Origin of the sequence: Tractidigestivibacter sp., assembly GCF_050946515.1 — a bacterium.
Taxonomy (GTDB): domain Bacteria; phylum Actinomycetota; class Coriobacteriia; order Coriobacteriales; family Atopobiaceae; genus Tractidigestivibacter.
Map to the genome: position 1 here is coordinate 156,220 of NZ_JBMNUX010000003.1, position 24,587 is coordinate 180,806.

Annotated in this window: 19 protein-coding genes and 1 tRNA gene; 17 read left to right on the top strand and 3 right to left on the bottom strand. The window is 59.0% G+C overall.

From position 1 onward, the window contains the following. Window positions 1-71: 71 nt before the first annotated feature. Window positions 72-2,033, top strand: a complete 1,962-nt coding sequence (locus ACOYJL_RS02980) for a heavy metal translocating P-type ATPase (protein ID WP_433568726.1) — start codon at window positions 72-74, stop codon at window positions 2,031-2,033. 374 nt (window positions 2,034-2,407) lie between these two features. Here the strand turns inward: ACOYJL_RS02980 and yfbR are convergent, their stop codons facing one another. Beyond that, window positions 2,408-2,971 carry a 5'-deoxynucleotidase gene (yfbR, locus tag ACOYJL_RS02985; protein ID WP_433568727.1) on the bottom strand — a complete coding sequence of 188 codons (564 nt, stop codon included), beginning with the start codon at window positions 2,969-2,971 and terminating at the stop codon, window positions 2,408-2,410. A gap of 189 nt (window positions 2,972-3,160) precedes the next feature. On the opposite strand from yfbR, the gene ACOYJL_RS02990 reads away from it, so the two are divergent. The 16 genes from ACOYJL_RS02990 to ACOYJL_RS03065 all read left to right on the top strand — a co-directional run bounded on the left by ACOYJL_RS02990 (window position 3,161) and on the right by ACOYJL_RS03065 (window position 21,752). Next, window positions 3,161-3,763: an N-acetyltransferase family protein gene (locus tag ACOYJL_RS02990; RefSeq protein WP_433568728.1), complete on the top strand. Its 603-nt coding sequence runs from the start codon at window positions 3,161-3,163 to the stop codon at window positions 3,761-3,763. Between the two features lie 117 nt (window positions 3,764-3,880). Next, window positions 3,881-4,573 (top strand): TetR/AcrR family transcriptional regulator, encoded by a 693-nt coding sequence (locus ACOYJL_RS02995; RefSeq protein ID WP_433568729.1) that lies wholly within the window; start codon window positions 3,881-3,883, stop codon window positions 4,571-4,573. Next, window positions 4,570-9,267 (top strand): acyl-CoA dehydratase activase-related protein, encoded by a 4,698-nt coding sequence (locus ACOYJL_RS03000; RefSeq protein WP_433568730.1) that lies wholly within the window; start codon window positions 4,570-4,572, stop codon window positions 9,265-9,267. Before ACOYJL_RS02995 ends, ACOYJL_RS03000 begins: the two co-directional genes overlap by 4 nt. 450 nt (window positions 9,268-9,717) lie before the next feature. Beyond that, a complete protein-coding gene (locus ACOYJL_RS03005; protein WP_433568731.1) occupies window positions 9,718-10,338 on the top strand; it encodes a bifunctional 4-hydroxy-2-oxoglutarate aldolase/2-dehydro-3-deoxy-phosphogluconate aldolase in 621 nt (206 codons plus the stop codon). Between the two features lie 25 nt (window positions 10,339-10,363). Beyond that, window positions 10,364-10,828, top strand: coding sequence for a PTS sugar transporter subunit IIA (locus ACOYJL_RS03010; RefSeq protein ID WP_433568732.1), 465 nt, complete (start codon window positions 10,364-10,366; stop codon window positions 10,826-10,828). Between the two features lie 79 nt (window positions 10,829-10,907). Next, a complete protein-coding gene (locus ACOYJL_RS03015) occupies window positions 10,908-11,195 on the top strand; it encodes a PTS sugar transporter subunit IIB (RefSeq protein WP_433568733.1) in 288 nt (95 codons plus the stop codon). A gap of 51 nt (window positions 11,196-11,246) precedes the next feature. Beyond that, window positions 11,247-12,626, top strand: a complete 1,380-nt coding sequence (locus ACOYJL_RS03020) for a PTS galactitol transporter subunit IIC (RefSeq protein ID WP_433568734.1) — start codon at window positions 11,247-11,249, stop codon at window positions 12,624-12,626. A gap of 87 nt (window positions 12,627-12,713) precedes the next feature. Next, the gene (gene ilvD / locus ACOYJL_RS03025; protein ID WP_433568735.1) at window positions 12,714-14,354 is read left to right on the top strand and encodes a dihydroxy-acid dehydratase; all 1,641 of its coding nucleotides are present in this window, start codon (window positions 12,714-12,716) and stop codon (window positions 14,352-14,354) included. 13 nt (window positions 14,355-14,367) lie between these two features. Further along, entirely contained in the window at window positions 14,368-15,192 is an 825-nt protein-coding gene (locus ACOYJL_RS03030; protein ID WP_433568736.1) for a Cof-type HAD-IIB family hydrolase, read from the top strand. Between the two features lie 26 nt (window positions 15,193-15,218). Then, the gene (locus ACOYJL_RS03035) at window positions 15,219-16,199 is read left to right on the top strand and encodes a phosphoglycerate dehydrogenase (protein ID WP_433568737.1); all 981 of its coding nucleotides are present in this window, start codon (window positions 15,219-15,221) and stop codon (window positions 16,197-16,199) included. 35 nt (window positions 16,200-16,234) lie between these two features. Then, entirely contained in the window at window positions 16,235-17,056 is an 822-nt protein-coding gene (locus tag ACOYJL_RS03040) for a Cof-type HAD-IIB family hydrolase (RefSeq protein ID WP_433568738.1), read from the top strand. 170 nt (window positions 17,057-17,226) lie between these two features. Then, window positions 17,227-18,471 carry a peptidase T gene (pepT, locus tag ACOYJL_RS03045; RefSeq protein WP_433568739.1) on the top strand — a complete coding sequence of 415 codons (1,245 nt, stop codon included), beginning with the start codon at window positions 17,227-17,229 and terminating at the stop codon, window positions 18,469-18,471. Between the two features lie 281 nt (window positions 18,472-18,752). Next, window positions 18,753-19,295, top strand: a complete 543-nt coding sequence (locus ACOYJL_RS03050; RefSeq protein ID WP_433568740.1) for a hypothetical protein — start codon at window positions 18,753-18,755, stop codon at window positions 19,293-19,295. Window positions 19,296-19,420: 125 nt separating this feature from the next. After that, window positions 19,421-20,266 carry an HAD family hydrolase gene (locus ACOYJL_RS03055; protein ID WP_433568741.1) on the top strand — a complete coding sequence of 282 codons (846 nt, stop codon included), beginning with the start codon at window positions 19,421-19,423 and terminating at the stop codon, window positions 20,264-20,266. Between the two features lie 56 nt (window positions 20,267-20,322). After that, window positions 20,323-21,120 carry an HAD family hydrolase gene (locus ACOYJL_RS03060; RefSeq protein WP_433568742.1) on the top strand — a complete coding sequence of 266 codons (798 nt, stop codon included), beginning with the start codon at window positions 20,323-20,325 and terminating at the stop codon, window positions 21,118-21,120. Window positions 21,121-21,675: 555 nt separating this feature from the next. Next, a tRNA-Met gene (locus tag ACOYJL_RS03065) sits at window positions 21,676-21,752 on the top strand. A 48-nt stretch (window positions 21,753-21,800) separates the two neighbouring features. On the opposite strand, the gene ACOYJL_RS03070 is transcribed toward ACOYJL_RS03065, so the two are convergent. Both ACOYJL_RS03070 and ACOYJL_RS03075 read right to left on the bottom strand, forming a co-directional pair. After that, entirely contained in the window at window positions 21,801-23,150 is a 1,350-nt protein-coding gene (locus tag ACOYJL_RS03070) for a hypothetical protein (protein WP_433568743.1), read from the bottom strand. Between the two features lie 112 nt (window positions 23,151-23,262). After that, window positions 23,263-24,465, bottom strand: coding sequence for a PucR family transcriptional regulator (locus ACOYJL_RS03075; RefSeq protein ID WP_433568744.1), 1,203 nt, complete (start codon window positions 24,463-24,465; stop codon window positions 23,263-23,265). Between the last annotated feature and the right edge of the window lie 122 nt (window positions 24,466-24,587).

Here is a 24,587-nt window from a genome sequence, read left to right on the forward strand (position 1 = left end):
CAAAGGGGTATATTCTCATCAATGAACATATGAGCAAACACTCATAAGCACTGCAAAGAAGGGAATTTACCATGGTCTGCGAAGCTTGCAAGCGTGATGAGGACCTTGAAGAGAGGGACGAGGGGGAAGAGGAAGAAGAGGACGAGGGCGACCCCAAGGTCAAGATCGTTCGTGCAATCATCTCCGCGGTCCTGCTCATTGTTGCGTATTTGATTTGTCGCAATGCGGACCTCCAGACGTGGCAGCAGCTTCTTCTGTACCTTCCGGCCTATCTCGTTGCGGGCTATGACGTGCTGCTTGAGGCCTTGGAGGCCGTTGTGCACGGCCATCCCTTCAACGAGGACTTCCTTATGACCGTGGCGACCATCGGCGCGCTTTGCATGGGCTTTGTGCCAGGCGGCGAGACCGAGTTCGCTGAGGCCGTCTTCGTGATGCTGTTCTTCCAGGTGGGCGAGGCCTTTGAGGGGTTTGCCGAGGGCAACAGCAAGAGGTCGATCAGCCAGCTCATGGACATCCGGCCTGACACCGCCAACCTTGAGCGCAACGGCGAGGTTGAGGTTGTCTCGCCTTCTGACGTGCATCCAGGCGATGTTATCGTGGTCAAGCCTGGCGAGCGCATTGCTCTGGACGGAGAGGTCATCGAGGGCACTTCCAGCCTTGATACCGTTGCGTTGACGGGCGAGTCCGTGCCACGCGACGTTTCAGTTGGCGATCAGGTGGTTTCTGGCTGCGTGAACCAAGCGGGGCTCCTGCGCGTCCGCGTGTCGAAGGAGTTCGGCGAGTCTACCGCCTCGCGCATCCTTGACCTTGTTGAGAACGCCAGCAGCGCAAAGTCGAAGTCCGAGCGCTTCATCTCTCGCTTTGCGCGCGTCTATACGCCTATCGTCGTCTTTGCGGCAATCGCGCTGGCGTTCATTCCGCCGCTGGCCTCTGGAGACTTCTCTGGCACCTTTTCGACTTGGCTGCTTCGCGCTCTGACGTTCCTCGTTGTGTCTTGCCCGTGCGCGCTGGTGATCTCGGTGCCGCTGGCTTTTTTCGGCGGAATTGGCGCGGCCTCCAAGCAGGGCATTCTCGTGAAGGGCTCCAACTATCTTGAGGCGCTTGCCAACGCGGACATCGTCGTGTTCGACAAGACGGGCACTTTGACGCGCGGCGTCTTTAACGTGACGGCCGTCCATCCCGAGAAGGTTAACGAAAAGCAGCTGCTGCATCTTGCGGCGCACGTGGAGTCGTATTCCACGCATCCCATCGGCGCCGCCCTTCGCGCGGCCTATCCCGAGACCGACGACGGATGCGAGGTTACTGGCATTCGAGAGATCGCGGGCAAGGGCGTCATCGCAAGCGTCAACGGCCACGAGGTGGCCGTCGGCAACGAGCGGCTCATGCGGGCCGTGAGCGCTGACAGCCATCCCTGCAAGCTTGTGGGAACCATCGTCCACGTGGCGTGCGACGGGACGTACCTCGGTCATATCGTGATCTCCGACGAGGTCAAGGAGGACGCAGCAGACGCCATTCGGCTGATGCACAAGGAGGGGGTTGAGCGCTGCGTCATGCTGACGGGCGACCGCGAGGAAGTTGCCGCCGACGTCGCGACGCGCCTTGGCTTGGACGAGTACCATTCGCAGCTGCTGCCGGCCGACAAGGTTTCGCAGGTTGAGGCGCTGATGGGGCAGAAGAGCGGGGACGGGACCCTCGCCTTTGTGGGAGACGGCATCAACGACGCGCCGGTGCTCGCCCGCGCTGACGTGGGCATTGCCATGGGAGCCATGGGGTCTGATGCAGCCATTGAGGCTGCGGACGTCGTTCTGATGGACGACAAGCCTTCCAAGATTGCCAATGGCATTCGGATTGCTCGCCGCACCAAGAAGATTGCGCATCAGAATGTCGTGTTTGCCATCGCGGTCAAGATTGCGATCCTAGTCATGGCGGCGTTCGGCCTGGCGCCAATGTGGCTGGCCGTCTTTGGTGACACGGGCGTCATGATGCTTAGCGTCCTCAACTCCACGCGCGTACTGCGGGTAAAGAAGCAATAAGATTGATTTGGCACCCCTTTCGAAAGCGGGGCGTCAGCGACCGAGAGGTCGCGGACGCCCCGCATTTTTTCTAACGTGAGTGCGCATAACCTTAATCATTGCAGGCACAAAGGCTGTGACGTTATAAAAGGCTATGCAAACAACCCGCTGGCGGCTGGTGGCATGACGGGAGACCGGAAAGTCAGCACCTGTTTTTACCTGCGGTTTTATTCCTTTGATGCCCGCTAGGCAGCTTATGGCAGATTCAAAACAACCTCAACATGGTCCCATCCCATGGGTTTTCTGGCTTGGTGCCGAACCGGAGTGCGCATAACCTCACAGACGAGGGCCCAATAGCCCCTTGTCTGTGAGGTTATGCGCACTGGCCTTGGAGCCTAACGCAGCAGCTCGTCCAAAGTCGAGCCATAGGGAGGCAAAAACTCCTCTAAGAAGTCTTGAACCTCTGGCAATTCTGCTGCCATTTCATCGACGGTCTTGCGCGTGCTAGCTTCTGCGTTAGCAAACTCGGTGTTTCCAGCCTGCGCCTCGTCGACGCACTTGATGAGCGCAGAAATCTTGTCCGCCGCCTTCACCAGCCGCCTCAGATAGCGGTCTTCATCGCTTCCGTCTGGATGAAACACCCTCGCGTAGACCGGTCTCAGGTCATCAGGAAGCGTGTCTAAAAGCTCGTCTTCCGCCTTGGCTTCTACGTCTTTGTATGCATCGCGTATGCGTCCATTTGCATACTTTACCGGGGTTGGCATGTCGCCGGTGATGATTTCCGACGAGTCGTGGAAGAGCCCTATCAGTGCGGCTTTTTCAGCGTCGAGGTCTTTCCCATAGCGCACATTTCCTATGGTTGCGAGCGCGTGGGAAATAATTGCGACGTCGAGGGAATGCTCGGACAGGTTCTCCGGTCTCGAGCTGCGCATGAGCGCCCAGCGATCGATGTACTTCATCCTCGAGACTATTGCGTAAAACGGCGAAGTTGACTGCTGCCCCATTGGTGCTCCTAGCCTGTGCGCTCCTATTTTTCGTTTCATCCTAGCGTTTTTATGCGACAAAAATCGATTCTATACTTGCTTGTAAAGTGGCTGTGCTATCACTCGTGTTGACTGAGTTGCCGTCCAACTTTAGGAGGGTGCGCAATGCCAAGCTTTGACAGTGGGGTCACGATTCGCCGCGCAACCAATCGCGATGCCGCGCAGCTGGTTGCAATCTATGCCCCCTATGTGGAAAAGACCGCCATCACCTTTGAGTACTCTGTTCCTAGCGTCGAGGAGTTTGCCGCGCGAATCGACGAAATCAGCGCTGGCTACCCCTACCTCGTCGCCGAGGACGCCAGCGGCGCTGCCCTGGGCTATGCCTACGCGCACGCCTACTACGGACGTGATGCCTATGCATGGTGCGTTGAGCTCAGCATCTATCTGCGGCAGGACGCTCGAGGCAATCACCTTGGCACGAGGCTTTACGGCGAGCTCGAGCGCTGCCTTGCGGCGATGGGCGTCATCAACCTGTACGCATGCGTCACCTCCACGGATAGGAAAGGCGACCCATACGTGACTCCGGCCTCCGTCCTCTTTCACCAAGCTCTTGGCTTTCACGAGATTGGCGCCTTCAAGAATTGCGGCATGAAGTTTGGGCGCTGGTACGACACCGTGTGGCTCGAGCGTGACCTCTCAAGCCACGAATCCGGAAACCTTTCCGCACCCATCCCGTTTCCGCAGGTAGCAGCTGGCGTTGGCTACTAATCGTCCAATTGTGAAATGACTGTGGCAGCCTGCTTTGTGCGTCAATACTACTCACATTGTGCAATACTTCACACGGCGTGAATTAGTTCTCACCGTGTGAAGAAATGGAGGCATGGTTTGAGTCAGGCTATCAGCGCTGCCTCGCAGGGCACTGACCGCCGTTCTCGGCGCACGCGTCTCGCGCTTCGAGATGCCCTCGCAGACGAAATCCAAGCGGCAGGCGACCTGTCGCGCGTCACGGTGACAGCCGTGACGGAGCGCGCCGGCGTCACGCGACGCACGTTCTACTCCCACTATAAAGACATTCCTGATCTGGTCTCCTGCATCGAGGACGACACCATTGCAGAGGTTCGGCCACTTGTGGCCAAGCTCTCCGAGGTTCACCTCTCCGAGCTCTCGGATGCCATCAACCACCAGGAGCCCTGCCCCGGCTCGGTCGAGATCCTGACCTACTTCAAGGACCGCGGCTCGTATCTGGTGCCGCTCATGGGAGATGGGGGAGACCCCGCCTTCTCTCAGCGCCTTCGCTCGATGATTCACGAAGTTGTGGCTGACCGGGCCCTTGACGGCATCGACCTTCGCGCCCTCGGCGCCTTCTTCGACTACTACCTCACGTTTGCCATTTCCGCCGAGGTTGGGGTCTTGCTACGCTGGATGGAAAGCGGCATGAAGGAAAGCGTCCACGACATGGCGCGCATCATGACCGCGCTCATGTTCGTTCGTCCTGGCGACCTGTATGACAACCCCATTGACCTTGACATTGAGAGCTTTGCGCTATCAGTCGCGTTCCCCGAGGAGGATCAGCAATGACCGAGAACACTTCAGCTATCCAGCTGACGCAGGACGGAGCCGAGCTCAAGCCGGCGAAGCATCTCGACCTCTCGAAATCCAAGCTGCGCCTGGGCATCGACGTTGGCTCCACCACCGTCAAGCTCGCCGTCATCGACCAGGACAACGACCTTGTCTACGCTAACTACGAGCGCCACCACACCGACATTCGCGCCACGGCGAAGGGCCTATTCGAGCGCGCCCGCGCGGCCGTGGGCGACGTGCCCATGCGCGTCTCCATCACCGGCTCGGGCGGCATGCTGCTTGCCAAGTGGCTCGACGTCGAGTTCGTGCAAGAGGTCATCGCCTCCAAGCGCGCCGTCGAGACGCTGATCCCCCAGACCGACGTGGCCATCGAGCTCGGTGGCGAGGACGCCAAGATCATCTACTTCGACAACGGCATCGAGCAGCGCATGAACGGCACCTGCGCCGGCGGCACCGGCGCGTTCATTGACCAGATGGCCTCGCTTCTGCACACAGACGCCGCTGGCCTGAACGAGCTGGCCAAGGGCGCCACGCGCATCCACCCAATAGCGAGCCGCTGCGGCGTGTTCGCAAAGTCCGACGTCCAGCCGCTGCTGAACGAGGGTGCCCGTGCAGAGGACGTTGCGGCGTCGATCTTCCAGGCCGTCGTCACCCAGACCGTGTCCGGACTTGCCTGCGGTCACCCCATCCGCGGTCACGTTGCGTTTCTCGGCGGCCCTCTGCAGTACCTCTCCGAGCTGCGCCATCGCTTCTATGTGACGCTTGACCTCGACGAAGAGCATCGCATCGTCCCCAAGAACGCCCACCTCTTCGTGGCCACGGGTGCCGCGCTCGCAGGCGAGTCCGACAAGGTCGTCACCTTCACCGACGTCATCAAGTCTTTGGACGACCTCAAGGACGTCCAGGGCTCTGAGGTCCAGCGCCTCGACCCGCTCTTCGCGAGCGAGGAGGACTACAAGGAGTTCAAGGAGCGTCACAACAAGGAGGTCGTGCCGAAGGGCAACCTCGCCGACTACCGTGGCCGCGTGTTCATCGGCATCGACGCCGGCTCGACCACGATGAAGTGCGCCGTCGTGGGCGAGGCGGGCGAGCTGCTCTACACCTGGTACGGCAACAACAACGGCGACGTCCTGGGCACCGCCCGCAAGATCATGGACGGCATCTACGACGCGCTGCCGGAGGGTTGCACCATCGGCCACGTGACAACCACCGGCTATGGCGAGCAGATCCTGATCCAGGCGCTGCGTGCCGACTCCGGCGAGATCGAGACCGTCGCCCACCTGCGCGGCGCCAAGGCGTTCGTCCCCGACGTCGAGTTCATTCTCGACATCGGCGGCCAGGACATGAAGTGCCTGCAGGTGAGAAACGGCGTCATCGAGCACATCATGCTGAACGAGGCCTGCTCGTCGGGCTGCGGCTCGTTCATCGAGAGCTTCGCCGTGTCTATGAACATGACGGTGCAGGAGTTCGCGCAGGCGGCCGTGAAGGCAAAGAGCCCCGTCGACCTCGGCAGCCGCTGCACCGTGTTCATGAACTCGCGCGTCAAGCAGGCGCAGAAGGAGGGCGCCACCATCGGCGACGTCGCCGCCGGCCTTTCCTACTCGGTCATCAAGAATGCCCTCTTCAAGGTCATCAAGCTGCGCGACTTTGACCAGATCGGCAAGTACTGCGTGGTCCAGGGCGGCACCTTCATGTCTGACGCGACCCTTCGCGCCTTTGAGCTCTTGACCGGCCGCAAGGTCATCCGCCCGGACATCGCAGGCTGCATGGGCGCCTACGGCGCGGCGCTTCTGGCCCGTGACCGCGCTGGCGCCAACGGCACCTCAACGATCCTCTCGCGCGAGGCAATCGACAACCTGCAGGTCAAGCGCACCAACGTGCACTGCGGTCGCTGCTCCAACAACTGCCTTCTCACGATCAACGACTTTGGCGACCACCGTCGCTTCATCACGGGCAACCGTTGCGAGAAGGGCGCGGGCAACACTGGCAAGAAGAAAAATGACGCCCCCAACCTCTTTGAGTTCAAGAACAAGCTGCTCTTTGATCGCCCGGTTCTTGACCGCGAGACCGCTCCTCGCGGCACCGTGGGCATCCCGCGCGCGCTCAACATGTACGAGAACTACCCCTTCTGGCATGCCTTCTTCACCAAGCTGGGCTTCTCGGTCATCCTCTCCGACCAGACCTCGGCCAAGACCTACGAGGCGGGCATCGAGTCCATGCCGTCCGAGTCCGCCTGCTACCCGGCAAAGCTCAGCCACGGTCACATCATGAACCTGCTGGAGAAGGACCCCGACTTCATCTGGATGCCCTGCATCCGCTGGGAGCGCAAGGAAGACGACACGGCGACCAACCACTACAACTGCCCGATCGTGATGAGCTATCCGCAGGCGCTTGGCCTCAACGTCGACGAGCTCTCCGACCCCATCGTCGAGTACCTCTCGCCGTTCGTCCCTTATGACGACAAGCGCGAGCTCAAGCGCCGCCTCTACGAGCTGATCTCCGTCCAGCGCGAGGAGGACGCAAAGAAGGGCAAGGGTCGCTTCAAGGGCGAGCACATCACGCGCACCGAGATTGACGAGGCCGTCAACTACGCCTGGCAGGCCGACCTCGACTACAAGGACGCCATGCACCGCGCCGGCGACGACGCGCTGCGTTGGATCGAGGAGCACAACGGGCACGGAATCGTGCTCGCCGGCCGCCCGTACCACAACGACCCCGAGATCAACCATGCCATCCCAGAGCTGGTGCATTCCTTCGGTTTTGCCGTGCTGACCGAGGACTCCGTCGCGCACAAGATGAGCCCGGAGCGCCCGATTCGCGTGGTCGACCAGTGGATGTTCCACTCGCGCCTGTACCGTGCCGCGCGCTTCGTTGCCAGCCGAAACGACCTTGACCTGATCCAGCTCTTCTCGTTCGGCTGCGGCCTTGACGCCCTGACAACCGACCAGGTGCAGGAGATCCTTGAGGCCTCGGGCAAGATCTACACCGTCCTCAAGATCGACCAGGTCTCCAACCTGGGTGCCGCGCGAATCCGCATCCGCTCGCTGATGGCGGCCCTGAAGGAGCAGCAGGAGGAGCTGCGCCGCGAGGTCGTTGCCGGCGACGCCAAGGAGGTGGAGCCCGTGGGCGTCCACCTTGCCGACGGCTCGCTGGAGCACGCGCGCAAGACCGACCTCTCGCGTCGCACGCCCGTCTACCGCGAGGCCAAGAGCGCGGCGTACAAGAAGGTCCGCTACACCAAGGAGATGCAGAACGAGCACTACACCATCCTGGCGCCGCAGATGAGCCCCGTTCACTTTGAGCTGGCAGAGGCCGTGCTCAAGGACTACGGCTACAACATGGAGCTGCTCCCGTCCGTCGACCAGGGCGCGGTGGACGCAGGGCTCAAGTACGTCAACAACGACATCTGCTACCCGTCCATCCTGACCGTCGGACAGATCATGGAGGCCATCGAGAGCGGCAAGTACGACCTTGACCATACGGCCGTCCTCATCTCGCAGACCGGCGGCGGCTGCCGCGCCACCAACTACATCGCGCTGATCCGAAAGGCGCTTCGCGAGAGCGGCCACGCCAACATCCCGGTCATCTCGATCAACATGGCAACCGGCCTGGACGAGGACAACCCCGGCTGGTCCATCAAGGACCCGGCGCTGCTCACCAAGGCAATCTACATCCTGCTCTATGGCGACCTCATGATGCAGTGCGTCTATCGCACTCGCCCCTACGAGGCGGAGCCCGGCTCGGTCAACGCCCTGCACGACGAGTTCATGGCGCGCGCCAAGGCAGAGGTCCACACGCTCAACAAGAAGAGCTATGAGAAGCTCTGCGCCGACACCATCCGCGCCTTCGACTCCATCCCGCTTCAAAACGACCGCTCCAAGCCGCGCGTTGGCGTGGTGGGCGAGATTCTGGTCAAGTTCCACCCGACGGCCAACAACCAGCTGGTCAAGGTCATCGAGTCGGAGGGCTGCGAGGCCAACGTGCCCGGCCTTGTCGACTTCTTCCTGTTTGGCCTCACGAGCCCCATCAACATGAAGCATGAGCTGGGCTCCAAGGCCTCCAAGCGCCTCACGCACATGGCCGGCATCAAGATCATCGAGGCCGCCCGCAAGCCCATGAACGAGATGCTCGCCGCCTCAGAGCGCTTCGAGCCCTACGAGGACATCTTCGAGCTGGCGGACAAAGCCGAGCAGGTGCTGTCGCTGTGCAACACGATGGGCGAGGGCTGGCTGCTGACCGCCGAGATGATCGACCTCATCGAGAACGGCACGCCCAACATCGTGTGCGCCCAGCCGTTCGCATGCCTGCCCAACCACGTGGTGGGCAAGTCGGTCATCAAGCGCCTGCGCCAGATGCACCCCGAGAGCAACATCGTGGCCGTCGACTACGACCCCGGCGCCTCCGAGGTCAACCAGCTGAACCGAATCAAGCTGATGATCTCCGTGGCAAAGGAGAACTTCAAGAACGAGAAGGACGGCACCTTCCGCCTGTCCAACCCCGACGACCCCACGTTGCGCGACGCCGTGGCGCCCTACGTGGACGAGTCTCGCTACCAGCGCGACTCCATCGTGACGGGCGAGCATGTGCCCGGAGTTGACGAGACGGGCGTGAGCTACGGCTCGGTGCACCTGTCAAAGGAGCAGCTTGCCCAGATTGAGGATGCCAAGCGTCGCGCGGGCGTGACCAAGTAGCGCACACAATTCAAGCGTCAAAACATGGCGCCGGACCTGCATCGTCAGGTCCGGCGCCTTTTTTGTTTGGCGTTGTCTGAGCCCTATTACAAATATGGAGGAAATATGGAGAGAATGACCAAAGAATTCCCTAAAATATGCAGTTTAAAATAAATTCTATACATCAAACAATAGGAAAAAATGTGTTCGAAGACCGCTTGATGCTTCTGTAATCACGATAAACAAATTAGTGATAACTTACCCTTTACAATAGAAATACCCTAAATTATCTGGAAAAATATGGATTTAATTTATAGCAATCGTGCAATTGCCATCGATTTGGTCTTAGTTCCCAAGAGAGAATGAGCATTTGATAAATGTGGAGAAGAGATGTGCAAACTCACGATTGAAAAAAATAAATATGCAGTCATAATTTGAGCCATAGGAACTCAGAAAAGGAAGGGAAGGGCTATGTCTGAACTCGTTCTGCCGAAGGTGACGGTTATTCTTCGCGGCTATGACACCAAGCAGGTGCTGTGCGTGGTAGAGCAGCTTGTTGGCACGCGTGCAAACTCCGTTGAGATCGCGAGCAACTCTCCTCACGCAATGGAGTCCATCGCGGCTGCAAAGAAGGAGTTCGGGAAAGACGTCCATGTGGGTGCTGGCACGGTCAAGAACGCCGACATCGCTCGTCGTGCCATTAATGCGGGTGCAGAGTTCATGCTGTCGCCCATCATGTTCACCAAGGACATCTTTGATATGGCGCGCGCGGCAAACGTCATCACTGTCCCCTCTGCGTTTAGCCCCTCCGAGGTCCAGCGCATGGTCGACATGGGCGCTGACATCGTGAAGATCTTCCCCGCCGGCAACATGGGTCCTGGCTACATCAAGGCAATTCTCGCTCCGCTTGGCAAGCTGCCAATCATGGTCGTCGGTGGCATCAATACCGCCAACGTTCAGTCGTACTTTGACGCCGGCGCAACCTATGCGGGCATCGGTTCGGGCATCTTCAATCCTGAGGACATCACAAATTGCAACTCCAAGGGTCTCGCCGAGTCGCTTCGCAAGCTCGAAGAAGCCGTCCGCTGGTAGTGGCGGGTTAAGGAAGGGACATCAGATGGCAGACCTTACGTTCAACAGCTCTTTGGTCATTCGCATCGAGGACGAGGGACTTACCTGCGAGGACGTCGAACGCCGCATCGCTTCGGTGCTGACCGAGCAGGGCTATGCCAAAGACTCCTACGCCCAGGCAATCGTCGATCGTGAGAAGAACTTCCCCACGGCGCTTGATATGGGCGGATACAACGTGGCAATTCCGCACTGCGACGTGGAGAACGTGAACAAGGCGGCATTCTGCATGGCAGTTCTGGCCCACCCCGTGGCGTGGCACAAGATGGACGAACCTGACGAGACGTGCCCGGTTTCCGTTGTTGTCATGCTTGCGCTTACCGAGGCGCATGCGCATCTTGAGATGCTGCAGAAGGTCATCGCGTTCGTGCAGGATCAAGAGCTTGTGGGCAAGGTCGTGGCGTCAAAGAGCGCCGACGAGATTTATGCGCTGGTAGCGCCGCATTTCAACTAGCTCATCAAGAAGTTTTTCATCACTGGGTCATCGGTCATTAGACCATGAAATAGCAATGCGTGTCGAGGAAGGAATAGAAATGGCTGCGAAAAGGGTTCTTGTTGCATGTGGTAATGGCGTGGCTACGTCTACGGTCGTCGCTTCTAAGGTTAAGGACTATTGCGCCCAGAAGGGCATCAACATCCAGGTCACGCAGTGCAAGATGCTCGAGCTTCACGGCAAGGCAAACGACTATGACCTCGTGATCACGTCTGGAAAGTTCTCTGATCCCGACATCAAGACCCCGATCATCATGGCCATCAACCTTCTGACCGGCATTAACGAGCAGGCAACGCTCGACAAGATCGTCGATGCCCTGAAGGACTAAGCGACTCTCACCCAAATTTCCCTGTGCGCGTAGAACGAAAGGAATTCCTGAATGGACGCGTTTATTAACGGTCTATACACTGTCTTTCAGGCGCTCATTAATGCTGGCGCCTACGTAATGCTCCCGATTATCATCACCATCTTGGGCCTTATCTTCCGCTTGAGCCCGGGCAAGGCTTTCAAGAGCGGCATCACGATCACCTGCGGCTTTGTTGGCATCAACCTGCTGGTCAACCTGCTCAAGTCCGCAGTCACCCCCGCTGCTTCCGCCATGGTCGAGAACTTTGGTCTGAACCTCGACGTGACCGACGTGGGATGGGGCGCCATCTCCTCCATCACCTGGGCATCTCCTATCGTTGCCCTTCTGGTTTTCGAGATCTTGGGCCTGAACATCTTGCTGCTGGTTCTGAAGAAGACCACGACGATGGACGTCGATATCTGGAACTATCACCACATGATGATCGCCGGAATCCTCGTCTTCTTCGTCACCGGCAACATTGTGTGGGCTCTGGTCGCAACCGCCTTTACCGCCATCATGACGTTCAAGTTCTCCGATTGGACCAAGCCGCTCGTCTCGCACTTCTTCGGCATCCCTGACGTTTCGCTGCCGACCATCTCTTACACGTCCTCGATCATCATCGCCGCGCCGCTCAACTGGCTCATCGACCGCATCCCCGGCCTGCGCGACGTCAACTTCTCGATCAAGAACGTCCAGAAGTACCTTGGAATCTTTGGCGACCCCATGATGCTTGGCTTCATCCTTGGTTGCGCCATGGGCGCCCTCGCCCTCATGCCCATTGACCAGATCTTCCTGACCGGCGTCAACGTTGCTGCCGTCATGGTCCTCATGCCGAAGATGACCGCAATGTTCGTTGAGGGGCTCATGCCCATCTCGCAGGCCGCCCAGAAGTTCACCTCCGACAAGTTTGGTGGCCAGGCGCTCTCCATTGGCCTTGACGCCGCCGTCGTTGTCGGCAACCCCGAGGTCATCACCACGGCACTCATCATGATCCCCATCACGATTCTTCTTGCCTTCATCCTGCCGGGCAACCGCATGATGCCCCTTGCTGACCTCGCTGTCGTCACCTTCCGCGTTGCTCTCGTCGTCGCCCTCTGCCGCGGCAACGTGTTCCGCTCCATCCTGATTTCCATCCCGGTCATGGCGGCAATCCTGTATGGTGGCACCTTCGCCGCTCCGTACCTGACCGCCTATGCAACTTCCACCGGCCTTACCTTTGACGGACTCATCGCCTCTATGGCTGGTCCTTCTCTTACCCAGACCGCAATCGTGTTCTGGTCGTGCATCTCTCAGTACGCGATTGTGATCGTGCCGGTCCTGTTCATCTGCTTCCTCGGCGTTTGGTACCTGATCGAGAAGAAGATCGGCATGGACAAGATCGAGGCCTATGCGGCCAAGTGCGACGAGCAGTAATCGCTCATCAGTTAAGAATTTGCTCGGGCGGGTGTTGCAGTCAAAGCTTCGATGCGGCATCCGCCCGAAAGTACAGAAAGGCAATCAATGATTCGGGCCATTGACAAGCTGGAGCCCTTCCAGCGCGCGATTTCCAAGGCTCACCTTGCATCTGCTGGCGTTTCCGTTGATTCTCTCGAGAATCCCGACAAGCCAATCATTGCAATCGCAAACAGCTGGAACGAGGTCTGCCCTGGTCACGAGCCGCTTCGCAAGCTTGCGGAGGAGGTCAAGAAGGGCGTCCTCGAGGCCGGCGGCGAGCCTATCGAGTTCAACACCATCGGCATGTGCGACGGCATCGCCCAAGGACATGCGGGCATGCGCTACTGCCTGCCTCATCGCGAGCTCATTGCCGACTCTTGCGAGGCGATGATCGTGGGCGAGGGCTGCTTTGACGGCGTCGTCTACCTTGGAAGCTGCGACAAGATCATCCCCGCGATGCTCATGGCTGCGGCGCGCATCAACCTTCCGTCGGCCCTGGTGACGGCAGGTCCTTGCTATGACGAGATAAAGCCCTCGGAGTCCAAGGCGCTTCGCGCTCGCTTCCTGGCCGGCAAGGCGACAGAGCGCGACGTCATCGAAGGCACGCTCAAGTACTATACGGGTCCTGGCGTTTGCCCGTTTTTGGGCACGGCCAATACCATGGCATGCCTCACCGAGGGGCTTGGCATGATGCTTCCCGACGGGGCGCTTCTCCCGTCTTCAACGAGCCAGCGCCGCTTCTCCGCCCGTCGCACCGGCGCGGCCGTGGTCGAGCTTGTCCGCAAGGGCGTGCGTCCTTCTGACATCATGACTCAGGGCGCCATTGACAACGCGGTCAAGCTGCTCGCATCCATCGGAGGCTCGCTCAACGCCCTCATCCACCTGCCCGCCATTGCCAACGAGCTTGGTCTTGAGTGCACTTGGGCGCAGGTTGCCGAGACCACGTCCAAGACGCCGGTCATCTGCAACGTGGTGCCCAATGGCGACATCTCGTGCATCAACCTCTACAAGGCCGGCGGCGTCGAGGCAGTGCTCAAGACCATCGAGGGAGACCTCGACACCTCCGTCATGACCGTGACCGGCAAGACGCTTGGCGAGAACCTCGACCGCGACGTTCCTATTGATCGCTCCGTCATTCGCACGCAGGACGACCCCGCCTCCGTTGCCAATGGCATCCAAGTGCTCTACGGCAACCTCGCTCCCGAGGGCGCGCTGGTCAAGACGAGCGCCGTGCCAGTGGACCAGCACGTCTGGAGCGGCCCCGCCCAGGTATTCAACTCCGAGGAGGAGGCCTTTGCGGCATACGACGCGCACGCCATCAAGCCTGGAACGGGCGTCGTCGTGCGCTACGAGGGACCCAAGGGCGGTCCTGGTATGAAGGAGCTGCACCGCGTGACCGAGATCATGAAGGGCATTCCCAACTCCGCGGTCATCACTGACGGTCGCTTCTCGGGCGCTTCGGGCGGTCTTTCCGTTGGCTATCTTTGCCCCGAGGCCTTTGAGGGAGCGCCCATCGCTCTTGTTCAGGATGGCGACATGATTCACGTTGACCTCAACAAGAACCTGATTGAGGTCGAGGTCTCTGACGAGGAGCTCGAGCGTCGCCGCGCCGAGTGGAAGCCGGTCATTCACGAAAATGGCGGACACCTCCTTGCGCGCTACGCCAAGCAGGTGGGCTCTGCAAAGAGCGGCGCAGTTATCGACTAGATTAGGGGACTCAATGGTCAGGATGGTTTTCGCCGATCTCGACGACACTTTCCTCACCCCTGATAAGAAAATCACTCACGAGAATGCACAGATGCTGGACGTCGCGTACCAACGCGGCGTCCAGTTTGTTCCCTGCACGGGAAGAAACATCGGGGACGTGCCTCGTGAGCTAATTTCTCATCCGGCCGTGAGGTATGCAATCTGCTGCAACGGTGCGCTGGTCGTCGACGCGCAAACGCGCCAGCCGGTGCACAAGGTACTTATGGAAAAGTCTGCGGTGTCCGAGCTCTTTCGAAAGGTACGCCATCTCAACGTCACATTCGACATCTTTGCCGACGGGCGCGTCTATTCTCAGCGCGAGCGTTTTGGGGGACTTATCAATTGCGTTGACCTCTCGGGTCCAACAAGGAGCTTCGTGGTTGCCGGTCGTACGCTTGTCAACGAGGGAGAGGAGCAAATAATCTCTTCTGTGCACGACATCACGCGCTTGAACATGTTCTATTTGACTGACAGGGACCGCGACGTTGCTTGGAATGCCATCGACTCCCTCTCGAATCTGAGCAGAACTCAATCGCTTAGTTGTAACATCGAGGTCATGAGTGCGGAAGCAAGCAAGGGGTCATCGCTTCTGTGGCTTTGCGAGCGTCTTGGCGTTCCGGTAAGCCAGACGGTCGCTTTCGGTGACAACGAGAATGACCGTTCGATGCTTGCTGCTGCTGGTGACGGCGTCGCCATGGCAAACGCTACCGATGGCTGCAAGGCCGCTGCTGACCACGTAACGCTCAGCTGCTCGGAGTCTGGGGTGGCTCGCTACTTGGATCCGCTACTCAGCGTGTAGGGGGAGGCGCATGTAAGGAGAGGTTGATGTCTGAGGCGTTTGTTGTCGCGTCATGCTCGGCAACTTTTGGCATCTTTAACGATGGACCGGTAAAGCGACTGACCGATGCTGGATGCGAGGTGCGGCTGAACCCATGGGGAAGGCCGATGAGCTCGCGTGAAATCCTGGAGCATGCGGATGGCGCACAGGCAATCATCCTAGGAAACGACCGGCTTGATGCCTCTACTATCGACAAGCTTTCTGACCTGCGACTTATTGCTCGACATGGCTCTGGCTTTGATGCCATCGATTTTGATGCGGCTACGCGTCATGGCATCGTGATTACCAATACCCCGGGCGCCAACAGGGAAGAGACTGCCGACCTCACCTTCGCGCTGATTCTTGACCTTGCAAGGATGGTCACGGAGTCGGTAACGCAGCTCAAAGGCGGCGTATGGAACAAGATTCCCGGGAGAAGCCTGTATGGAAAGACGCTTGGCATCATCGGCGTCGGGCAGATTGGCATGGCCGTTGCCCGGCGTGCAATGGGCTTCGGCATGGACATCATTGGCAACGACATCGTTCAAAGAGACGAGGCAGCGCGTCTGGGGCTGCTCTACACAAGCTTGAACGACCTTCTGAGCCGAAGCGACATCATCTCTATTCACGCTCCGCTGACCTCCGCCACGAGAAACCTTATCGGAGCGCGCGAGCTGAGGCGCATGAAGGATGGCGTGCTTCTCGTGAACACCGCCCGAGCGGGGATTGTGCGTAAAGAGGCCCTGGAAAATGCGCTCAAGTCTGGGAAAGTTGGCGGCTATGCGGTTGACGTCTATGAAAATGAGCCGCCCGAGCTTGACGGCGTCTGGCAGCTTCCAAATGTGCTGACTACTCCCCATATTGGCTCGGCCACATTTGAGGCCAACCAGCGCATGGGCGATATTGTGGTCGACAACATCCTCGCATTCAAAGACGGCTACGATCCGCCCAATCGCGTGACAGCGGTAGATCGCGTGCGCTTCTCATAGCTCTTTGCGGCTGTGATGGAACAGGGGAGGTAGTCATGGTCAAGCTGGTCTTTGTCGATATGGACGACACGTTCTTGAATCCGCAGAAAGAGATTACCGAGGAAAACGCGCATATCCTGGACGTCGCTTATGAGCGGGGAGTGCAGTTTGTGCCTTGCACGGGCAGAAACATCTCCGGCCTTCCCAAGCAGCTCGTCGAGCACCCTTGCGTGAGGTATGCCGTCTGCGGAAACGGAGGGCTCATAGTTGAGGCGGACACCGGAAAGGTGCTGCGCAAGATCCCTATCGAGAAGAGCACCCTTCACAGGCTTTACGCGCAGCTCCGTGACCTCTACGTGACCTTCGACATCTTCTCGGGAGACAAGATATATAGCAGCAGAAAGCGCTTCGAGCCGTTCTATTCCGTTGACGTTGGCGATGCCATGCGGCGCTTCATTATCAGCGAGAGGACCCTTGTCGATATCGAGACGGACGCGCTTCTCGACGCAGTGGGGGACATCACAAAAGCAACCGTCTTCTACACCACGCCCGAAGACAAGAAGAAGGTCTTCTCCGCGGTGGCAACGCACCCCGACCTTGTCTGCGTGCAGTCGCTTCCGGTGAACGCCGAGATTTCCAACGTCGAGGCCACCAAGGGCAAAGGTCTGGTCTGGCTCAGCAACTATCTGGGCATTGCAATCGCGGATACCATCGCCTTTGGCGACAGCAGCAACGACCTCAGCATGATTGAGGCGGCGGGAGACGGGGTGGCCATGGGAAACGCGACCGACGAGGTGAAAGCTGTCGCCGACCATATGACGGCGAGCTGCGCGGACTCTGGCGTTGCGCGTTACTTGGAGCCTCTGCTGGAAAAATAGCGTGGGTCGGTTTGGGTGCCGGCCTCCCCTCTGCTGGTCGAGCCGTTGCACTTTTGATTGTGACCTTCTCGCCTCGCCGGCGGGTCTCTTGTCGGTATTAAGACGGAGAGCTTGCAGAAGGGGTATAGAATCGCCTTGGTTTTCTTTGCGGCGATTCGAAAGGATGCATGATGAGCGACGTTGTCGAGCGCTTTATGCGCTACGTGCAGGTTGACTCCCCGTCGGACCCGGAGAATGAGGAAGAGACCCCATCTACGCCCCTGCAGCATGGCATGGCGCATATGCTGGGCCAGGACCTTGAGGAAATTGGCTGCGTAGACGTGCAGGTCGACGAGCACGCCTATGTGACGGCAACGCTTCCTGCCTCTGCTGGTGCAGAAGAGCTTCCTGCGCTTTGCCTTTGCGCGCATATTGACACGTCCTTTGATGCGCCGTCGCTTGACGTCCGCCCGCATCTCGTGCATTACGAAGGCGGAAACCTTTTGGCCGGCACCGTTGACGGCAAGGAGGTTTACACAACGCCTGACCAGGTCCCAGACCTCAAGAAGTTTGTCGGCCAGGACATCGTCTGCTCCGACGGCTCCACGCTTCTGGGAGCCGACGACAAGGCCGGCGTCGCCGAGATTTGCTCGCTTCTCTCCCGCCTTGTCGCAAATCCCCAAATGCCGCACCCGGCGCTCAAGATCGCCTTCGTGCCTGACGAGGAGATTGGTCATGGCGCAAGCTTGCTTGACCTCGACAAGCTCGGCGCGGCATGGGGCTACACCGTCGACGGGGAGGACCTAGGAGAGTTCAGCTACGAGACCTTCAATGCGTCTGCAGCCGTCGTGCGCATTCGTGGCGTGATGGTTCATCCCGGCACCGCCAAGGGCGTGATGGTCAACGCCATAACCGTCGCCTCCGAGTTTATGCAGATGGTGCCTGCCGCGGAGAGGCCCGAGCACACCAGCGACCGCGAGGGCTTCTACCATCCCACGTCGGTCAGGGGCACGGCCTCTGATGTCTCGCTTGCCTTTATCGTCCGTGACCACGATGCTGCCATTTTCGAGCAGCGCGAGCAGACGCTTCGCGACATCGCCGCCTTCTTGAACAAGCGCTATGGCGAGGGAACCGTTGAGGTTTCGATCCACGAGCAGTACCGCAACATGGCCGAGGCCTTCGGCGACTGCCCGTTCTTGATAGACAACGCGCTTGCGGCCTACCGAGAGGCTGGCGTCGAGCCCAACGTGATTCCGACACGCGGAGGCACTGACGGCTCGCAGTTGTCGCTGCGCGGGCTCCCGTGCCCCAACATTGCGACGGGCGGATACAATGCGCACTCGGTACGCGAGTTCATTCCGGTCAGCTCGCTTGAGACCACGGTCGATATCCTGCAGAACTTGGTCGCCAAGTTCGCTGTTCCGCAGAGGGCCTAGCGCAAAGGGGCGGCCGTCTGGAGCCAATCGCGCGCCATTCTCACGATTCTTATTTGTGCCGGAGCCCCCGTCAGCCAATCCACGCTGCCGGGCGGCTCCACACTTTCTTCAATTATGTAACCGTTTACAGTCAGTAATGCCCCGCCTGCCCGTATGGCAGACAATGAAGCCCATTGACGGCAGGACCTAGGCTTTTTTCAGGAATTGGAATATAGAGTGGTTATAGAAGTAGACGGGAGCATACCTATGCGGTCAAAGAGGTTCAACGGAGGCGTCGATCGATGATGCACGGCATTCTCGCGGCGGTCGCCGTGGGGATGCCCGTGCTCGCAGCTGTAGTCGAGTGGTTGGGCAGCATCGGTATCTCTGAGCGGCACCACAGCCATCATGATACGTTTGTGATATCGGCGGCTCTCACGCACTCTATTGCGCTTGCGATGGTCTTCATGGGCGTTACGGGCATGCTGCTTGTGTGGCTCTGTGAAATCGGGGTGTTCCGTGCAGACTCAATGACAATCCTGGCGTTCTTCTCGACCTTCATCCTGGTCTCATTTGTGGCCTGGCTGTTCTTGCGTCGCTATCGCGTCTCGCTCTACGACGACTTCATGGACGTGCGCCCCTTTGTGGGCAACGTCCGTTCTGTTATCTACGACGAGATCGAAAGCATGGAATGGACTGGTCTCCGGACGGGATCCGGCTATCGTGACCTCGTGATTTATGAGGATGGCGAGAAGTACGTGAGGATTCCGGGGATGCTCAACATCGAGCAGATTTTGATGCGGATCGACCGCTATGACGTGCTGGCCCGCCAGTCTGACAAGTAGCTAATGAGCTTATGAAGGCCTCGTTTATCGTGACGCAGCGCTTTTCCTGACCGTATGATAGAAGTGAATACTACCTGTATAAGCTGGCTGGAGTCCGTTTTCTTTCCGTTTGAAGGGGTCGCGTCTTGATAAAGCTTGTTCTTTCCGACATGGACAACACGCTTGTGCCCGTGGGTCAGCGCAGCGTGTCCTATCGGACTATGGAAGCCATTCATGCCGTTCTCGATGCGGGCGTTCGCTTTGGGCCAGACACCGGTCGCGACTACATCGAGCTGCTGCGCTTCTTCAAGATGGACGAGGCTCCGCTGCAGACGGCCATCATGTCTAACGGAAAGCGCGTCCGTGTCGACGGAAAGTACGTCTCGGTCACGTGCTTCGAGAAGGGGAGCCTCGATCGCTTGGGGGAGGCCCTCAAGAACGAGGATGGCATGTTTTTGGTCTGCTATCCGGAGAAGAGCAACTTCATGGTGCCGGCCTACGTCATAGGCGCCACCGAAGACGAGCTTGCCGCCATCGAGCGCTTGACTCACTTTAACGGTGGCTTGGTGGAGAAGCTGCCGAAGATAGACTACATTGCCGCAGCTATTGCTTGCTTTGGCGGCGAGAAGCGCATGGAGCGGTGCCGCCAGATTGTGAGCGAGGTCACGCCTGAGCTAGACGTGGTGTGTCCGCTGCCGGGCATGTTTGACGTGCTGCCGCACGGAGTGACCAAGGCCACTGCGCTTGACACTGTCCTAGAGGCTACGGGAATCAAGCGCGACGAGGTCGTTGTGTTTGGCGACTCGGGAAACGACCTGACGATTATGAAGCAGGCTGGCTATCCTGTGGCGGTGGGCAACGCTATGCCCGAGGTCAAGTCGGTGGCAAAGGCTGTTGTAGGCAATTCGGCTGACGAGGGGGTTGCCGATGCGCTGTTCCAGATTGCAGAGGCCTCTAAGGCCGGGCGCATTCCCGATTTTTTGCGTGGCTAAGCTAGATTGGGCTGGGTGATCTGAGGAAATGACTATCGAGGGATACGGGGGGTCAAATGATTAAGCTCGTCGCTTCCGACATGGACGGTACCCTGCTTGACGAAAACTCGGAGCTTCCCGAGGAGACGTTCGACCTGATTCACCAGATGCATGAGCAGGGGATTGTGTTCGTGGCAAGCTCGGGACGCAGGTATGGGACGCTTCGATGGTTCTTTGAGCCAGTAGCGGACGAGATGGATTATGTCGGGTCGCTGGGGTGCCAGGTCTATGCGGAGGGGAAGCTGCTCGATCGGGAAGTCTTCTCGACGCTGGCCATTCAAAAGCTGTTCCGCACCTGCTCTGCGTTCGACTGCTTGCATCTGGTGCTGTACGACCAGGAGCACACCTATCTGCTCGACGACCTCTCTCATTACGTTCGAGAGCTGGACAAAGACTTGCCGAATGCCCAGCGCATGTACGATCCGCCATCGCCAGGCATCAGCATCATCAAGGCTGCCGTCTGCTACGATCGCGCAAGCGACATCATGGACATGGTCTACGTGCTCGAGCGCGAGCTGGGTGAGTGGTTTACCTTCATGCCGTCGGGCTCCAAGTGGATTGACGTCACGCCGCGTGGGGTGAACAAGGCCACGGGAGTCGCACAGCTTATGCGCTACTACGGGATTACGCCCGACGAGGTCATTGCGTTCGGTGACTCCATGAATGACTACTCTATCCTGCGCTTTGTCGGCCATCCATACGTTATGGGCAACGCGCGCTACGCCTTGAAGCAGATTGCCGAAAACGTGATTGGCACGAACGAAGAGCACGCCGTTCAGCAGGAAATGCGAAGGATTCTGGCTGATCAGGGATAGGTCGCGGTCGTTGGTGCGTGATGTCGAGGGATTTTGGAGGGCGGACCTTATGGGTTCGCCCTTTTATTGTGCCACAGTCTTGTCGCCACAATCTCATTTTTATGACCTGGCGGGGAGGGGAGTGCGCATAACCTAACAGCACCCCCTCTTGCGGAGGCGAGTCGTTGAGGTTATGCGCACTCCCCCTTGCCGCTTCCCCTTGGCAGAGGGGGCGACCGAGCTGGAACGCTTGGTCAAAAGGCGCCGCGACCCTTGGAAAGCTATGCCTCTAAGCTGCCGTGATGCGGGTTATGCGCGCTTTCCTGAAAGCTCAGGGATCTCTGGTCCCAAGGGCTACCAGAGCAAACGCCAGAGAATGCCCCCAAGGCGAGTGCGCATAACCTCAATGCGCAGGGGCTGCGAGTGGTGTTGTTGTGAGGTTATGCGCACTCGCGTCCTGCTCAGGCAAAGACGATGGCTAGCAATGATTGTGTGGCATCTATGAAGATGGCTTCTAATATTGCTCTCTATGGCAAGAGTCGCTAAAGTAATTTCTTGCGCAAAGGCGCAGCATATTGCGGGGTGGAGCAGTTTGGTAGCTCGTCGGGCTCATAACCCGAAGGTCGTAGGTTCAAATCCTACCCCCGCGACCATAAAAAATCAGCCCAGAAGCTTTCGCTTCTGGGCTTTTTCTTTCGCTCCTATTCAAAGCGCTTCGGCACAAGCTTGTTCACGTCGCAGGTCTCGTTGCGCCACTCCCCTTGGTAGTACGGGAAGCGAGCGACGATTGCGCGGATGCGCTTCTGCGGATGTCCGGGCTCGCCCCACAAAACCTCGAGCTCGGTGCCCTCCTTGGCGTAGCCCTGCTCGATGCAGGCGAGCGAGATCATCCTGCGCTCGTAGAAGGCGTAGCAGCGACCGGTCGCAAAGCCAATGCGCTTGTCGCCGTCAAGCACATAGCTGCCAATGATACGCGCCTGCAAGTTGAGACCGTTGTAGGTGTCGTGGTACTGCTCGATGGGGTCGTAGGGCTCAACGTCCCGACCACGGAATTGGCTCATGAACACGTCGCCGACGTCCTCGGTGTTCCACTCGAGCGTCACCATCTGACGGCCTTCGTGGGCCTTGTGCGCAGCCTTGGCCTTCTCGGCGGCGGCCTTGCCGCGGAAGTCGTGGTTCATGTTCACGCAGTAGCCCCAGCCAATGTCCCAGGGCGTGACGTCGAGGGAGTGCGGGTCGTCGGCAACCGAGCCACCCGGAACCTGCGGCGGGCAGTACTTGCGAGCAAAGTCAGCCAGGCCGGGGTCGGTGTCGTAGTACGCGTAGGCATAGTGCTGGAACTGGTTGGGATAGCCGCCTGGCGTGTGGTTGAGAATCGTGTAGTTTCGGAAGCCAATCGGCTTTCCGCCGAACTTCTCGAGCGAGTTGCGCAGCGCGTCGTAGGCGGCCTCGGCGTCCTTCTCGGCTCCGTGAATCTCATAGGCCAAGCAGCCGCTCATTCCCAGGCGGTGCACAGTGCAAGGCGCTCCGCCCAGCGTTGCCGGCTTGTTCCGGGCAAACTCGATGTCGTGCAGGTCACACTGGCAGGCGTCCTCCACGATTTCGAGCGACTTGGGCCCGTCCACCTGGTAGAAGTACTCGTCCGAGACCATCTCGGTCTTCACGTCTTTGCCTTGGGCTGCCGCGGCCGCGCCAAAGTACAGAAGCGGAGCCAGCCAATAGCAGCGCCAGAGGTTGTCGCTCTTGTACATAATCACGCCGTCGCCAATGAGCTTGCCGTTGTCGTTGAGCATCAGACCATGCTTGGACTGCCCTGGCTTCATCTGCGAGAAGTCGCGGTTCACGCACTGGTAGTTGAGGAAATCCGCCGCGTCGGCGCCGCTTACGTCTATGACTGGCGAGCAGCACAGCGTGGTGCCGAGCCATGCCGTGGACCTGCATGCCAGATACTCCGCGCGTGCGCCCTCGTACTCGTTAGGCAGGTTTGTCCCGTAGAGCGGTCGGATGTCGAAAGCTCCCTCGTAGACCCTGCTGTCTTTCGAAAAGTTCATGGTGCCTCCTCCGTCGGTAACTTCATCTTGCTCGTTACCTTGAAGGTAGGATTTTCAACAGGAGGCCTCTACGGATGGACGTCCGATTTGAACGGCCCAGCTTTGGAAAGTATTACGAAGGAATGTGCCCGCTCATGCGTAGCCGCAAGGCAAGGAGCGCGCACTCCTCTGTGTCCGAGAGATCGATGCCAGACACCTCTGAGATGCGTGACAGCCGGTAGTACAGCGTGTTTTTGTGGACGTGCAGCATCTCCGCGGCCTTGTTCACATTGCAGCCGCAGGAAAGGTAGGCTGCCAGGTCATCGACATGACTCGTGCCGTCGCGTTGGTCAATTTTCTGAAGAAGCTCGAGTTCGGGAAGAGAGAAGCATTGCTCGTAACCGGAGTTTCGGACGATTTCGCCAAGGTGGGAGAACATGACGCTGCGGTAGCGAACGATGCTGCCCGCGGATACGTCGACAAGGCGAAGCGCGGCATCTGCTTGGCAATAGGCGTCTCTCAAGGCGAGGAGGTCGCCGAACGACTCGCTGACTCCTATGGCCAAGGGCTCGACATAGACACGTTTCTTGAGGGTGGCGATGATGCGCTCCGTGCCGGGGGCGGCGTTTACTACGTGGATGTTCTCGTCGTCCTGCTCGATCCCAAAGCTCCCGGCAAACGTGTTCAGCAGCTGTTGGCGGAGGTAGAAGGGCGAGATTCGTCCCTCGTTCTTCCGCGGACGCAGCACGAGCAAGATCATGCGTTCCGGAACCTTGAGGCCAGCCCGGCGAGCCATGAGGTTGCATTCCTCCGCATCGGTGAGGCTGCCGTCCAGCATCGAGCGCATCAGGTTCCAGTAGGGGACGGACTGGGAGCGGTTCGACCCGCGCATGCGCATGGAGTAGCTGACGATTTGCGCAATCGTTGGGAGAAGCTCGCGGTCCTCGTCGGTGAACTTGCGGTTCGTCTCGACGACTACGACGTGGCCCATCAGGTCGCTGTTGTATCGCACGCGTGCAGCGATGCATTTGCGGTTGGCCTTGGGGTACCAGCCTTCAACCGTCTTGTCGGAGTCATAGACGTGAGCGAGGTCGCCAGCCATGATTGCGTCATCGAGAACGGTGTCGGTGGCGTCGCCGAACAGGTCTTGGGGTTTGATGACGCGCCCATGGTCGCGGCATATGCAGAGCACGTTGAGGCCCATGTCGCTGACAAAGATTGGATTGCCGAGCACCTCGAATGCGGCGTCAAGCATGTGCTGGATGCCGGCTCCCGACAGCAGCGCCTCGAAGAGCGCGAGCTTCTTTTCTGACAGGTCTTTTGGCGTTTCTCCCATGGCGAGCTCCTCCCGACCCAATCATCATATGACGGGTCGTGTGGCGCCGAGGGCTGTGGGAGACCTACTTTTTGCAGCCAGTTTTCCGCCGATTGGCATGCAAATTCTTGAGACTGATTGAC